9 protein-coding genes and 1 tRNA gene are annotated in these 14,726 nt (G+C 42.2%); 2 read left to right on the top strand and 8 right to left on the bottom strand.

From position 1 onward, the window contains the following. Positions 1-391 precede the first annotated feature (391 nt). The gene (locus MusilaSJ_RS03175; RefSeq protein ID WP_274988631.1) at positions 392-2,020 is read left to right on the top strand and encodes an ABC-F family ATP-binding cassette domain-containing protein; all 1,629 of its coding nucleotides are present in this window, start codon (positions 392-394) and stop codon (positions 2,018-2,020) included. Between the two features lie 65 nt (positions 2,021-2,085). On the opposite strand, the gene MusilaSJ_RS03170 is transcribed toward MusilaSJ_RS03175, so the two are convergent. Next, complete coding sequence (locus MusilaSJ_RS03170) at positions 2,086-2,265, bottom strand: hypothetical protein (RefSeq protein ID WP_274988630.1); 180 nt, start codon at positions 2,263-2,265, stop codon at positions 2,086-2,088. Between the two features lie 267 nt (positions 2,266-2,532). Between MusilaSJ_RS03170 and MusilaSJ_RS03165 the strand changes: the two genes are divergently transcribed. After that, positions 2,533-2,605, top strand: a tRNA-Lys gene (locus tag MusilaSJ_RS03165). Between the two features lie 81 nt (positions 2,606-2,686). Here MusilaSJ_RS03165 and MusilaSJ_RS03160 read toward each other — a convergent pair. The 7 genes from MusilaSJ_RS03160 to MusilaSJ_RS03130 all read right to left on the bottom strand — a co-directional run bounded on the left by MusilaSJ_RS03160 (position 2,687) and on the right by MusilaSJ_RS03130 (position 14,610). Next, positions 2,687-4,156, bottom strand: coding sequence for an alpha-L-fucosidase (locus MusilaSJ_RS03160; RefSeq protein WP_274988629.1), 1,470 nt, complete (start codon positions 4,154-4,156; stop codon positions 2,687-2,689). A gap of 112 nt (positions 4,157-4,268) precedes the next feature. Further along, positions 4,269-6,269 carry a galactocerebrosidase gene (locus MusilaSJ_RS03155; RefSeq protein WP_274988628.1) on the bottom strand — a complete coding sequence of 667 codons (2,001 nt, stop codon included), beginning with the start codon at positions 6,267-6,269 and terminating at the stop codon, positions 4,269-4,271. Positions 6,270-6,378: 109 nt separating this feature from the next. Continuing rightward, on the bottom strand, positions 6,379-7,347 hold the full coding sequence (locus tag MusilaSJ_RS03150; RefSeq protein ID WP_274988627.1) for a BT_3987 domain-containing protein: 969 nt from the start codon (positions 7,345-7,347) through the stop codon (positions 6,379-6,381). Positions 7,348-7,390: 43 nt separating this feature from the next. Next, the gene (locus MusilaSJ_RS03145; RefSeq protein ID WP_274988626.1) at positions 7,391-9,154 is read right to left on the bottom strand and encodes a RagB/SusD family nutrient uptake outer membrane protein; all 1,764 of its coding nucleotides are present in this window, start codon (positions 9,152-9,154) and stop codon (positions 7,391-7,393) included. Between the two features lie 21 nt (positions 9,155-9,175). Beyond that, positions 9,176-12,574 (bottom strand): TonB-dependent receptor, encoded by a 3,399-nt coding sequence (locus MusilaSJ_RS03140; protein WP_274988625.1) that lies wholly within the window; start codon positions 12,572-12,574, stop codon positions 9,176-9,178. A gap of 224 nt (positions 12,575-12,798) precedes the next feature. Next, on the bottom strand, positions 12,799-13,950 hold the full coding sequence (locus MusilaSJ_RS03135) for a FecR family protein (RefSeq protein WP_274988624.1): 1,152 nt from the start codon (positions 13,948-13,950) through the stop codon (positions 12,799-12,801). Positions 13,951-14,028: 78 nt separating this feature from the next. Continuing rightward, the gene (locus tag MusilaSJ_RS03130; RefSeq protein WP_274988623.1) at positions 14,029-14,610 is read right to left on the bottom strand and encodes an RNA polymerase sigma factor; all 582 of its coding nucleotides are present in this window, start codon (positions 14,608-14,610) and stop codon (positions 14,029-14,031) included. Positions 14,611-14,726 lie beyond the last annotated feature (116 nt).

Raw genomic sequence — 14,726 nt, 5'->3', positions numbered from 1 at the left:
GCTTAAAGCGTTGCTTTAAAGTTTATATATTAATATATTTTTAATATACTTTGCGTTTTTGTGTATTGTTGATGGCTATTACCACATTGATGATAATTAAACCTATAATTAATGCTCCCATGACCATTGTTAAATAATTTAAATAAATTGTTATACTGTATGTTAGTCAAAGGCTGTACCATTATATTATAACTGGTTAGATATAGCGATTAAACGTATTAAATATACTTTTAGTTTACATTCCATTATCATTTCTGTGTAATTGTATACCCATGAAATTTAGTTTGTGGGGAAAAATTGCTGCTCAAAAAATCCCCATCCATAATATCAGCACCATATATCGTTAAAATGAAGATTTTACCGTACTTTTGCGCCAAATTAGAGGTGCAGCATGATCACGGTATCCAATCTTTCTTTACGTTACGGTAAGCGTACTTTGTTTGAAGACGTAAACCTGAAATTTACACAGGGCAACTGTTATGGTATTATTGGCGCCAATGGCGCGGGTAAGTCCACATTCCTGAAAATTCTTTCGGGCGATATTGACCCAACCAGCGGCTCGGTGAGCTTTACTCCCGGCGAACGTATGGCTGTTTTGAGCCAAAACCATTATGCTTTTGACGAATTCACAGTTATCGAAACAGTGATGATGGGCCATAAGGAAATGTACTCCGTAATGAAGGAGAAAGATGCCATTTATCTTAAAGAAGATTTTAGCGATGCCGACGGCGAACGTGCCGGTGAACTGGAAAACCTTTTTGCCGAAATGGACGGCTGGAATGCCGAAAGCAATGCCGCTACCCTGCTAAGCAACCTTGGCATTAAAGAAGAATTTCACTATCAACTGGTTAAAGACCTTGATAACACCCAAAAAGTACGTGTTTTATTAGCCCAGGCACTTTTTGGCAAACCAGATATCCTGCTGCTGGATGAGCCTACCAACGATTTGGACATCCACACCATTAGCTGGCTGGAAGATTTCCTTGCGTCATATGAAGCTATCGTACTGGTAGTATCGCACGACAGGCACTTCCTGGATACTGTATGTACCCACGTAGTAGATATTGATTTTGGTAAAATGACCATTTATACCGGTAACTACACCTTTTGGTATGAATCGAGCCAGTTGGCCCTTAAACAACGTGCCGAACAAAACAAGAAAGCCGAAGATAAAGTTAAAGAGCTCCAGGAGTTTATCCGCAGGTTTAGTGCTAACGCGTCTAAATCAAAACAGGCAACCAGCCGTAAAAAAGCATTGGATAAAATCAACCTGGATGAAATTCAGCCATCAAACCGTAAATATCCGGGTATTATATTCAACAACCTGGGCCGTGAAGCCGGCGATCAGATCCTGACTGTTGAAAACCTGGGCAAAACCCTTAATGGCGAAGTGCTGTTTAACAATATCACCTTCACTGTAAACAAAGGCGATAAAATTTCTATCCTGTCGCAAAACAGTTTGGCAACTACTGCCTTCTATAATATTTTAACAGGCCGTGATAAAGATTTTACAGGCACCTTTAAATGGGGTGTAACCATTAACGCGGCTGATATCCCTAACGACAGCAGTGAATACTTCGACGGCAAAAACGACAACCTGATTGATTGGCTGCGTGAATATTCACCGGGCGAAAAAGACGATCAGTTTATCCGCGGATTTTTAGGCCGGATGCTGTTCTCAGGTGAGGAAGTTATGAAAAAATGCAGTGTCCTATCTGGTGGCGAAAAAATGCGCTGCATGTTTAGCCGTATGATGCTGCAGCAAGCCAACCTGCTAATGTTTGATGAACCAACCAACCACCTCGACCTGGAATCGATCACAGCGCTTAATAATGGCATGAAAGATTTCCGCGGCACAATCCTGTTCACCTCACGGGATCATGAATTGGTTGAAACAGTAGCTAATCGTATTATTGAATTAACACCGGGCGGCTACATAGACAAGTTGATGACTTATGACGAATACATCAATAGCCCTGTTGTACAAAAACAGCAGGAAGATTTGTACGCTGCTGTTTAATAAAAAGTAAATATTGAAAAGGTCCGATAGTATCACACTACCGGACTTTTCTATTTTTCACTTATTTATAAGTTTGCGCCAATAGCCTGTTTTTCGAGCTGATTGATTGTCGATTCGTCGCTATAAAGGTAAAAATGATCTTTGGTATAAGAATATTGGACATTTAAACCATTTTGGGAGATAAAATCTTTAACAACGCTTTCATACTGCAGTTTGTTAATTTTGAGTAATTTTCTTTTTTTCATAAGAGACAGGTATTAAGTTTTACAATTTAAGCAGCTTTTGTTAAAATTCCAACAAAAAAATTAACATTTTGTTATGAAGTTGCTATAATTAACTTTTTTTGGCCGAGCCGTGGATAAAATGAACACCAGGAAGATGAAAGGGGGTTATTACTCCAACCTTTAATTTTACAATAAGCAGATTAAAATAATTAATAACTATGAGTAATTCCGCCTGCTGAAAAAGAAAATAATTTGCATATTTGCAACCCGGCAAAAGCTGGCACATATGACTCCGTAGCTCAGCTGGTAGAGCAAATGACTCTTAATCATTGGGTCGAGAGTTCGAATCTCTCCGGGGTCACAAAACGAAAGCACAGTAATACTTCATATTACTGTGCTTTTTTTAATTCGTCGATTTTTCACCATTATCGCTGATCAGCTTTTAGTCAGGTGTCGCCATTTGCTCCTTATAAATTCCAAAAGCATGAATTGCCACACAGGCTTTTCCGGATGTTATCCTCAATCGTACTTTTGACGCTGTTACCGGCTTAAATTTGACAAGCCATTTATAGCCTATGGCTTGTTTTTCGGTTGCTTCCGGAATAGGTGTCCAGTTTTTTCCGTCAGATGAGTAATCTACAGACCAACCTGTTGTACGCTGCCCCAGTTCAATAACCTCCTGTAACATCAATACGTCAAATGTTTTCTTTTTACCAAGGTTAAAAGTTATGGTATCCGTAAATGCATTATCAGTCGTTGCATAATAAGTACTTTCGCTATTATCGCCCATACTGGCTGCTTTATAGTTACCGCCGCGCGGATGTAACGATTTGATAGTAGCGCCTGCTGCAAGGTTGTTTTTAAATGTGCCATTGATTAAACGGTGCAAGCTATCCGCCCTTACCGAATCAATTGCAGGGATCAGCCCCCGCTTATCAGGTGGAAAATTTAATAACAGCACACTGTTATGACCAACGGAATTGAAATAAAGATCCCACAAAGCGGCAACGCTTTTAACGTGAGCATCTTCCTCCTTGTGGTAAAACCAGCTTGGACGAATAGAGACATCTGCTTCGGCTGGTATATACGCCGTGCCGTCAACTTCCCCATGGTTTAACTGCGTAATATACGCTGCTTCATCCCGAATAGAAACCGGGTTGATAGTTGACCAACACGGATCACCCGATAATCCCGATTCATTGCCTATCCAGCGGCAGTCCGCATAGCGATATGAATTTTTGGTGCCAAAAACCACGCAATTGGGCTGCAATTTGCGCACGGTATCAGCCCAGCGATCATAAAAAACTGACGTAATTTGATCGGCACCTGCTCCATCCCACCATATTTCCCAGATGGGGCCGTAGTTTCTTAAAAGCTCCGATAACTGATTCGCATAATAATCGCTGTAATCAGGTGTTCCGTATCTTGAATCGTGCCTGTCATGTGGCCCCAGATAGATTGCCGCTTTTATCTCCGCAGCTTTACAGGCATCGGTAAATTCTCTTACAACATCTCCTTTACCATCTTTCCACGGGCTGTTTTTTACTGAATAATTGGTATGCGCGGTTGGCCAGTTGCAAAAGCCATCGGCATGCTTGGCAACAAAAATAGCTGTTGTAATCCCGGCTCCTTTAAGCACGCTTGTCCATTGGTTACAGTTTAATGCCGTAGGATTAAATAGCTGAGGATTTGCGGTACCATCGCCTTCATTAACATTGGCAAACGTATTCATGCCAAAATGAAAAAAAGCTATTATTTCGCGATGGTACCATTCAATTTGCCGGGCATTGGGTACAGGGCCTATGGGAAGCGGGGCTGTTTGTGCATTAACCGCCGGGGGGATTAAAACAAAGGCCATAGCAATTAAGCTAAAAGGCCTTCTTATTTGAGTAACTAATTGTTTAAAATCCATACAAATGAGGTTAAATAAGCTTGTGTTTATTATATGTCGACAAATGATATTTCCTGCTTTATCAATGAGCTTTGAAAGCTGATTTTGCAACTGTATAAATTGCATGGAATGTTTATGGTTTAATTAATAAGTTATCAAACTGCGCCTTGCGCCATGAGCTTACATAAAGGCCGATCTGGCCCCCGCTTGATTGATTGTCATTTAGCGATGCCAGTCGTTTTTTATCAACAAACACTTCAATATGATTATCCCTGAAGCTTAATGCCAGGTTGTGCCATTTATTACCCCTGAAGTTCAGGGAGCCGGATGCCAGTATTTTATTAACCGGTGGCATATTAACTGCCGAATCCTTGGGATCAGATTTTTGATAATAAAACACCCACGTGCCAGAGCTCTGAACTTTGAGGTGATAGCCCCGTGCACTAATATACTGCCAATTCATCGGTTGTTGATTGATACGACCTAATAATTCGACCGAACCGGATTTTCCTATCAATACATCAATAGATACTTTGTAATTTTCCCACTTCGGGTCCCCCATAACAGTAAAGGGTTCCATAGGTTTATTAAGCCAGGGGATTGGTGCTTGTATAGCCTGTTGCTGCAAACATTTCCCTTTTCGACCACCGCCAGCATCAGCTATTTCAAAGGCACCGTTAAGTGTTGAAAAGTATTTGGGTATAGCGTCATTGGCATACTCATTAAAATTATCAGCATAAGGGAGCTTAAACACGGCCTCCGGCCGTTGCATAACGACGCCCTTATGCTGCCCTGTAGTAGTAGTAAATGTATAAATGTTACCGGGTTCAAGCGTTATCGTAAATACCCCGTTCAACGGGTTTATGTCCTGTTGTTTAACGAAATAGTCCTTTTCATCTGTTGAATTAAAGTGGGTATGCCATACATGTATTGTTCCGTTAAACAGGCCACCAACAGGTTTAAAGGTAATGGTCTGACTGTAATTAGCATCCATCGTTTCGGCGATAATGCTGTAATCAGCCCCGTTTTTCAGCGTTACATAGGTACCGTTGTCTTTTAAATAGCCGCAGGCGTTATCAATATACTGCCATCCGGGCTTAGCAAACTGTGCTGTATGGGCTACAGCCCAGATGCTTTTACCAATTGTAAAACGGCCGCTCCAGGGCTCGTCGGCCAGCATCAATCCTTCACCGGCATGAGGTAAGGTCGAATACCATGCAGCAATAACAGCCCAGTTAATATAAGCGGTCATTTTACCTTCTATATATCCCCGGTTGTAGCTCCTGGTAATGGCGGTAGCGCCTTCATTATAATTATTTGTCCCGTGTTCGCTGGCCCAGAGTGGTTTATTCAGGTTTTGGGCTTCGGTGCTACTGGCACACCCTGTACCTTTTCCATTATCACTACAGGGATAATGCTGACCGACAATGGATACTGCAGAACTGAATGCAGAATCAGTTGCCAAATCCTTTGCAACGCTCCAGCCGCCACCGTCGTCGGCCACTATCATTGTTTGCAATCCGTTTTTATCCAGCGCCGCTTTTAGCTTCCGGTACCATTCTTTATTATAGCCACGTTCATTCCATCCACCTAAATAGTCGATGGTAAGTCCGTGATCAATTTTGGCATGTTTAAGCCAATTAATAATATAGCTTATGTTATCATCAGACCAAAACCCTCCTTTAAACCAACCCGGTGCCCCCCATTCAAGGGCATACAGTTTTATTTGAGGGTTACGCAGTTTTGCCTGTTTCATCAACCACCATTCATATCCCCTGTTATAATTCTGGTCACCGGGCGTACGCATATGGCTGGCCTCGGCACCATTAGTTGTATTTACATCGCCGCCTATCTCAACTTTTAAAATATGTAAGGATGCTCCAAAATTAGGTTTGAATAGAAAATCGAGGATCTGATTTTGCTGCTGTAAGGGATAGTCTATTAACAGACGTGATGTTCCGCCTCCGCCGCTAACTCCGCCTATACCGTCAAAGACGCGGCCTTTATCATTTCCGTTAATATTAATTATTGTTTCGGCTGTCTGGGCTACCAGCCTTGTGCTCAAGGTAAAACACAGAACAATAGCTATCCATAGTCTGGCGTATGCCAGCTTTTTCATGTTATTAGTGATCATATTTATTTTTTTGTAATCCAGCCAGTACAACTATCTGGATGTTAACTGTGCAACAGGCAGTACTTGTCCGTTTGTGATAACGGACAAGTACATTTGACAGCATTAATTATTACAAGGCATATATTTCGGCTATGTTGGTGCTGTTACTCCCCCAAACATCGGTAACTGTTATCCTGAAATATCGTGCCTGAAGAAATTGCGGCAGGAAAAAACGGATCTCAGCCTGTGGCTCAACAATGGGTACCTGGAAAGTTCCGTTATCTGTCCAGTTGGTACCATCAGTACTTACAGACACGGTCATTGCCTTGGGCTGGCCATGACCATTAACGGCCCAATCGCCGCTGAAATCCCTGTCGACCATAGAAATGGCGTGTACATTTTTCATCTCCCCCATATCTACGGAGATATAATGCGGTGGTCCTGGCTCGCCACCCGACCATTTGGATTGCCAGTAAGAACCCAAATCGCCGTCAATCGCATCTATACCAAGCCCATTTCCACTGCCTTCAGCGGGTTCCTGGGTTGAGAAGCCGGCAATACTCCATTTTGATCTGTCAAATGGTACCAGGTTTGCCAGTGATGGCGAGCGGGTAACCACAAAGTAAGTTACCTTTTGTACATTACTTATACTGCCGCCATTTGCCTGATCGATACGGATAGGTAAAAGAAAACTTGAAAAAGCACCCAACTTATCACCATTTTTAATGATAAGCTTTAAGGGGCCGGTTGCGGACTGGCCCTTGGCAATAGTTGCTGTAGCGTCAAAGCTAAAATTGTCGGCCGGCAAAGCGCTGTAATTAGTATGGTTAGCTGCATTAAAAGCAGCTATCAATGAAAGATCGGCCTTAAAGGTCACATTGATATTATTAGCGGCAGATGTTGTTAGTGTTGGGTAATCAGCCCCTACCAAACTTGCCGAATACGGAATCGTATCGGTTATATCAAATGTTTGACTGACTATTGCCTTACCGGCAGGCATGTAAACCGTTGTGGACAATGCTTTTTCTTTTTTACAGGCGGAAACAAATATTATTAAAACCAGCCCAAAGTAAATATGGTATTTGATTAATCTTTTCATAATCTACGTCTTAAGATTTTTAAAATTTTCGACAAATCATTGTTTAATAACCCGGATTTTGCCCGTTGACCCAGTTATCCGGGCCTCCATTCTGAGCTTTCATTTTGGGATTTTTATCAATAGCAACCTGTGGTACCGGCATAAAGTACATCTTATCGTTCCACTGTTTTGTAACCACAACTGCGGTAGGATCATAGTTCCAGACGCCATTTTTCTTAGTAATCAGCATACCATGTGTAGGCCCGTTTAAAACTTTTGATGCTATTTTCCAGCGCAAGACATCCCACCAGCGTTTATCTTCAAAAGCAAATTCAACCCTGCGCTCGCGATGGATGATCTGCCTCATTTGCTGTTGGCTTACATTGCCATATGTGGCCTGTACTGTTGGGAGGTTGCCACCACGGGTACGTACTTTGTTAACAGCATCCAATACTGATGCATCTGGACCTACAGCCTCATTTTGTGCTTCAGCATAGCCAAGCAGCACTTCAGCATAACGGAAAAACATATAGTTTTCTAACCCGCAGCTGCAGTTCAGGTTATCGTTACCTTTTATACTTTCATCAAGTGTTTTACGGGCATAATAGCCGGTATTGCTGATATCTCCGCGGGTTGAGTTGAGGTCTATCTCGTTCGGACTGCCGATACCTGCCCTGGTATAAATGGTATCGCCCTGCCAGGGTGCGCCATCATAAACGATACTTTGATAAAAGCGTTTTTCGCGTTTCACATATGGATTTTGGGGGTTATAGCCCGAACCAGGTTCATTTATGGCTTTACCATTATCCATCGAAAACTCGTCAACCAATTCCTGGGTAGGCTCAAAGTTACCCCAGGTTTCAACTGCGCCGTGCACAACCACGGGCCCGTAAAGGCCTTCGCGCCTTCCGCCTCCATTTTGTGCCCCGGTCATCTGCATAGCGAAAATTGATTCAGGGCTATTATTGCTGGCGGGTAGCCAAACCGCGCCAAAATCGTTAAGTAAACTGTAAACGCCTAAATCTATCACCTGCTTATAAGTGGCTGCAGCCTGTGCCCATTTGCCGGCATCACCAACGGCATCGGCGGTACCCGAATTGTGCAAAGGGCTGGCATCATAAAGTTGTACCCATGCCTTCAATGTAAGCGCGGCTCCCTTTGTGGCCCTGCCATACTCGCTGGTGGTAAGCGGCAGGTCTGCCGCTGCGGCGGTTAATTCATCGGTAATAAATTTAACGGTTTCGGCAGATGTATTACGGGGCCGGTAAATTTCGTTGCCCTGAGTGGTGTTATTAAGCACATCGGTAATAATAGGTACCCCTCCGTAGGCTATATATAAGTACTGATAAAAGAATGCTCTTAAAAAACGTGCCTCGGCCAATTTCTGCCTTTTAAAATCAGCTGAAAAATTTGACGCGGTGACTTTTTGAATAAACAGGTTGCAGGCTCTTATAAATTCATAATTGCCGGCACCATCATTATTGGAGTTTGTCCCCCTTGCCCATCGCCACATACCCCATGGGCCTACGGGCATATTATTAGGTGCTATTGCACCTGTATAAATCATTTGCCGGGCATCAAACCACTCTGCGCCTACATATGAATTATCGCTGAACTGATCGAGCAATTCAGTTTCATTGTTCAGATGCGGCAGATCGGTATAAACATTATTTAAAAATATATCGGCGTTACTTTCGGTACCAAAAACCGTCGCGTCCGACAACTGATTTTTTGGCGTAACGCTAAGCAGATCCTTTTTACATCCCGCCAAAGCGCTCAGGAGCAAAGCTATTAAAGCTAAGCCATAAAATTTCTTTATATGATTCATTTCTTTACGATTAGTGGTTAATTAAAAGGTTATGTTGGTTCCAAACGATATCACCTGTTGCTGGAAATAATACTGTCCGTTGGTTGATTGGGCTTCAGGGTCCATCACTTCCTTCATATAAGGTGTCCAGGTCCACAAATTCTGTCCTGCTACATAAAACCTTACAGACTGGATCTTAATTTTTTGTAGTATTTTCACAGGAATAGTATACCCTATCTCCGCGCTTTTAAGCCTCACATAGGTATCATTGCGCATAAACCACGATGAATACTGTTGATTATTAGGCACAGGGGCACTGGTTAAACGGGGATAAAGCGCGTTGGTATTAGCCGGTGTCCAGTGATCGTTAAACTGTAGTGTTGTTGCCGAAGAAGCGATATCAAAAGGATAAGCTATGGTGCCACCTATTTGGATACTGCTTTTGGTAGCTCCCTGAAACAACAGGTCGATATCAAATCCTTTCCATGAAAAATTCGGCGCCAGGCTAAACTGCACTTCGGGTGTTGAGGGGTTACCGATGACCTTTTGGTCGCTGTTATCTGTGGTTATCTTACCATCGTTATTTAAATCGGCATACCTGATGTCTCCGGGATGTACTACGCCCCAGGGCTGTGTCGGGATACCAGCTTTCAGCGTTCCGTTGGCATTAAAATCATCAGCGGTAAAATAACCGAGCGCAACATAACCAAATGGCGTACCTAATGCCCTGCCTGTCTGGCGGGTATTTAAGTTATTATAAGATGTTGCCAATTCGTCAACACGCAGCAGTTTATTTTTCGCATAACTCAATATAGCTTTAACGCCGATACGCATCCCGTTTGAAAGCGTTTGCGACGAGCCCAGGGTTAAATCGATCCCCTGATTGCTCATAATGCCGTAATTTTCCTGTGATAAGCTGATACCGTACTCTGAAGGGGCGGTTATCTGCCTTGTTACCAGCATATTATTTCGCTTCTGATGAAAATAATCAATATCAAAAGTTAGCTTACCCTGCCATAGCGCTCCTTCAATACCGATATCCAGCTGCTTTTGCCGCTCCCAGGTAATGTTAGGATTAGGCTGTCCGCTTTCATAAACTCCCTGCGTTGCCTTTGGTGTGCCTGATGAAGTAAAAACAGCCCCCTGGCCTAACTGATAAGCACTTAAATATTGAAAGGGGCCTCCTGCCAGGTTACCCGACTGGCCGTAGGACGCGCGCAGTTTCAGGAAATCAACCCAGTTGTAGCGGTTCTTGATAAAATTTTCTTCGGAAAGGTTCCATGACAGGCCAAAAGTTGGGAAAAAGCCATAGCGGTGCCCAGGGGCAAAATAATAATGCCCGTCATAGCGGCCGATGGCTTCTGCAACATATTTTCCATCATAATTATAAGTTGCGTGGTAAACGTACCCTACCTGTTTTTGCTCACTTGACGATCCGCTGTTTTTAGCATCTGTGCTGATTGCGCTACCCGCATCAAGTTCATCAATGTCCAGGTTATAGTTATCCCTCTCGTCTCGTTGTGTGCGACTATTAACAGTCCTGTATTCTGCTACGCCCTGAAAGGCTACATCATTTTTCCCAAACTTATTGTGATAATTAAGATACCCCTGGTAGGTTAAAGAGGAACTAAAATTATTATAAATAGTTAACAAGGGGTTTGATTGTCCGTCCTGCGCCTTAGAGAATGTATATGGTGTTGTGCCTGTATTTACCGAGTAATAAGTAGCCGGCTTTTGCCAGTTTTTTTCATAATCGGAATAGGGATCGTAGCTTACTGATCCTTTAATACTTAAGCCTTTTAAAGGTAATTTCTGATCAATAGTTAAAGTGGTATATGACTGGGTCGACTCTTCTCTGTCATAACCGGTATCATAAACTTCTCCAAGCAAGCTCCGGTTCTGATAACCACCATATAACCCGTTTGAATATTTAACGGCAAAGGTTGGCGGATTACGGAATGCCTGGTACATGATGTTCCCTGCCGAAGTCCCCGGATAATTTAAGTCTTTTACATAGCTGTTGATACTTAGCGAAACGTTGGTAGTATTAGTAGCCTGGGCATCCATTTTAGCTATTAGATTGTACCTGTTCATGGCTGTTGACGACCATTGTCCCTGCTGATAAATATAACCGAAACCTGCATAATAATGCACTTTATCGGTACCGCCCGAAAGTTGAATGTTGTGTGATGTTAGAATCCTGTTTTTTAAAATAAGATCTTTTAAACCATTACTGCTCGGATATTTATCAATGTCGGCACCGTTCTCTTTGTTCACCGTTTTTAAATAACCTGCTAAATCGGCCTGTGAATAAGGTATGTTAGCACTGTTTTCATTCTGTGCAGCCTCGTTTTGCATTAGCGCGTATTGGTAAGAGTTTACCATGGAGGTAATCCGGGTGGGATTTTGGAAGCCCAGATAACTGTTATAGGACAATGTCGGCTTTCCCGATTTGCCTTTTTTAGTTGTAATAAGTATTACTCCATTAGCTCCGGCCAAACCATAGGGAGCAACAGCCGCGGCATCTTTCAAAACAGTAAACGACTCGATACTATTCGGATCAAGCGATTCAAAGCTGCGGTAAACGCCATCAACCACAATTAATGGCGCATTGTTACCCGTAGTACCGATGCCTCTTATATGAATACTTGCAGCATCCTGTCCGGGCTCGCCATTACCCTGGGTAATAATAACACCGGCAACCCGGCCTGTTAAACTGTTGCTTAAGCTGGCCACCGGTTTTTGTGCAATATCCTGCCCTTTGAGGGTTGAAATGGCAGCCGTAATATTTTCCCTTTTTTGAGTACCGTATCCTACTACAACCACCTCTGTCAAATCTTTTGAGAGAGGCTCTAACGAGATATCAATCAGCTGTTCATTATTGATAATTCGTTTTACCGTTTTATAACCAATAAAAGAGAATACCAGTGTTTGCTTACCATCAGCCTTAATATTGTATTTACCATTATTATCGGTAGAGGTAGCGTTAACTGATCCGTCTACAGTTACAGTAACACCGGGCAAAGGCTGCCCTTTTTCGTCTTTAACAGTACCAGTAATGGTTATCGGAATAAAGGGCTCTTCCTTTTCTTTAATTACTATGGTATTATTACTTATCGTATATGAAAGAGGCTGATCATGAAATACCTTATCAAGAACGTCGCCGATGGAGGCATTGTTAACATGTATGTCAACAGGTCTGGTATCCTTAATCATACCTTCGGTAAAAATAAAATTGTATCCGCTTTGCTTTCTAATCTCTTTAAAAAGCTTTTTTAATGACACATTATTTTCAGAAAGATTTATCCTTTGCGCATATGACGAAGCGCTGACCTGCATTATCGCAACTAAAAGGACAAGTGTAGTTATTTTCACAACCAATAATAACTTTTGGGGTATGCGTAGTTTGGGCATACCTATGTTAAAAGCAGATATTTTCATACTTTTGAATAGTTTGGGTTAAAACAAGATTTATTGACCAGTATTTTTTCTATGCGCCAAACCGGCGGACAGATTAATGGGTTAACTCAAACTCTTGACGTGAAAGTGGTGGTACACTTTCACGTTTTTTTTGAGCACCCAACTGTGAGGGTTAAGTTTGTAATGTTCTGCTCATACTTTTTTGGTTTTTAGGTAATTATTCTGGTTAGTTTGACCGGGTAAGTTTATTCTGATACTGTTATTTGTTTTCCGTCGATTTTAAACTTTACTTTATGGGTAAGCTGCAGCATGCGTAACACCTCAGAAACGTTGCTGAACCTGGATACAAAACCGGTAAATTTATCGGCAGGCAGGGTGCCTTTATATACTACATCCACATCATACCACCTTGAAACCATGCGCATGATCTGTTGTATATCATTGTTTTCAAATGTAAAAGTGCCGTTTTTCCAGGCTGTTGCATCCTCCACATCAACATCATTTACATTAAATGAATAAGTATTTAGAACAGCCTGCTGACCTGGTTTTAAAACTCTGACCTGATTTTTGACAACTGACGTTACTTTTACCTTCCCTTCAAGCAGGGTTGTTCTAATGTCAGGTTCATCATCATAAGTATTAATATTAAAGTGTGTGCCCAACACCTCTACTACCTGCGACTTGCTGTAAACCCTGAATGGTTTGTCAGGATTATGCGCCACCTCAAAATAAGCCTCGCCTGTAAGCTCTACCTTACGCTCTGTACCACTGAAGTTTGTTGGATAGGTTAATGAAGAAGCTGCATTTAGCAGCGCTTTGCTACCATCAGGCAAAACAACCCAGTACTGACCGCCACGGGGAGTGGTCATTGTGTTATAAACAGGCTTTTCGGCGTTGTCTGATGCCGAACTCTTCGACGAATTGTAAACAATCCGGCCATCGGCTGTTTTGTTTATCGCCACAGTGCCCTGCACAGCAAGGGCACCGTTACGGGCGCCGGTTAATATAATTTGCCTGCCATTAGCAAGCGTAAGAACAGCTTTGTTGCCGCCCGGTAAAACATCATTTTGAATAGGAGATTGTTGGGCCAGCTGCTTAGCAGTTTGATGCGATTTTGTAAAAAACCAGGCTCCAAACGAGATAAAAATAAGGATAGCTGCCGCCGCGGCAATTGAATACCATTTTTTAAAGCGCCTCATTTGCGTTGCTTCAGGAATTTCTTTAGCAATCCTGTCCCATATTAGTTTCTCATCTGCCAGCGGATCGGAAGGCTCATCCGCTACAGGTTGCTTAGCTGCTTCGGTTAAATACCAATGATCAAGAAGTTGTTGTTCTTCTGGTGTGCAGTTGCCGAGTTGATATTTGTTTAATAATTCCTGTGCTTGTTCCCTGGTCATGGCTATTGGAGCTGTTATCTAATGAAACGGCCAGCCTGGAGCGAAGTAGTAGAAGAAATGAAAAAAAATGAAGAAATTTTATAGACCCGATAAAATCAATACGATTGCTGAAAGATGCTGGAGCCTGGGCCGAATTATCTTAATTGCGTTACTGATCTGTTTTTTCACGGTTTTGTCGGATAAGTTCAACTCATCAGCTATTTCTTTATAAGTACAATGCTGATAGATCCGCATTTCAAATACCTGCTTCATTTTGGGGGGCAGTAATACTATTTCTCTATCCAGAGCCGCCATGATTTCCTTTTCCTCTATACGTCCCAATGTTTGATTGTTGTGGGCTCCGGCAAACGCAGCCAGCGAATCGAGGTATTCAAATTTTACCCGATTTCGGGCTATCAGGTCTAATACCTTATTTTTTGTTGAGATGAAAAGAAAACCGGCTAAATTGGTATCAGGGCTTATTGATTGTCTTTTGATCCATAATGCAGTAAACACCTCCTGAACAATATCTCTGGCATCATCTTCATCTCTGATCATTTTTAGCGCATGCATGTACATTACTGTCCAGTACCGTTTATAAATTTCGGCAAAAGCGTCCCTGTCATCGTTTTTTAACAACGCGATTAACTCCAGGTCAATAAGCATCCGTGTGGAGGACATAATTGGTTTAAATAACGAATGTAACGTAAATTTAACAAAAACTGCAAAATATGTTACTTCGGTAGAATACCAATCCCTTTGACCCTTCTTCGCCGTTTTGCAAACTCCTAATAATA

The organism is Mucilaginibacter sp. SJ (assembly GCF_028993635.1).
In the GTDB taxonomy this organism is placed as follows: domain Bacteria; phylum Bacteroidota; class Bacteroidia; order Sphingobacteriales; family Sphingobacteriaceae; genus Mucilaginibacter.
This window is presented reverse-complemented; position numbering and strand designations above follow the sequence as displayed.

What these genes read in the sequence shown, in the direction of transcription:
- MusilaSJ_RS03140 (WP_274988625.1), bottom strand. Translation starts at nt 12,574, where the DNA reads ATGAAAATATCTGCTTTTAACATAGGTATGCCCAAACTACGCATACCC.
- MusilaSJ_RS03135 (WP_274988624.1), bottom strand. Translation starts at nt 13,950, where the DNA reads ATGACCAGGGAACAAGCACAGGAATTATTAAACAAATATCAACTCGGC.
- MusilaSJ_RS03170 (WP_274988630.1), bottom strand. Translation starts at nt 2,265, where the DNA reads ATGAAAAAAAGAAAATTACTCAAAATTAACAAACTGCAGTATGAAAGC.
- MusilaSJ_RS03155 (WP_274988628.1), bottom strand. Translation starts at nt 6,269, where the DNA reads ATGATCACTAATAACATGAAAAAGCTGGCATACGCCAGACTATGGATA.
- MusilaSJ_RS03175 (WP_274988631.1), top strand. Translation starts at nt 392, where the DNA reads ATGATCACGGTATCCAATCTTTCTTTACGTTACGGTAAGCGTACTTTG.
- MusilaSJ_RS03160 (WP_274988629.1), bottom strand. Translation starts at nt 4,156, where the DNA reads ATGGATTTTAAACAATTAGTTACTCAAATAAGAAGGCCTTTTAGCTTA.
- MusilaSJ_RS03145 (WP_274988626.1), bottom strand. Translation starts at nt 9,154, where the DNA reads ATGAATCATATAAAGAAATTTTATGGCTTAGCTTTAATAGCTTTGCTC.
- MusilaSJ_RS03130 (WP_274988623.1), bottom strand. Translation starts at nt 14,610, where the DNA reads ATGTCCTCCACACGGATGCTTATTGACCTGGAGTTAATCGCGTTGTTA.
- MusilaSJ_RS03150 (WP_274988627.1), bottom strand. Translation starts at nt 7,347, where the DNA reads ATGAAAAGATTAATCAAATACCATATTTACTTTGGGCTGGTTTTAATA.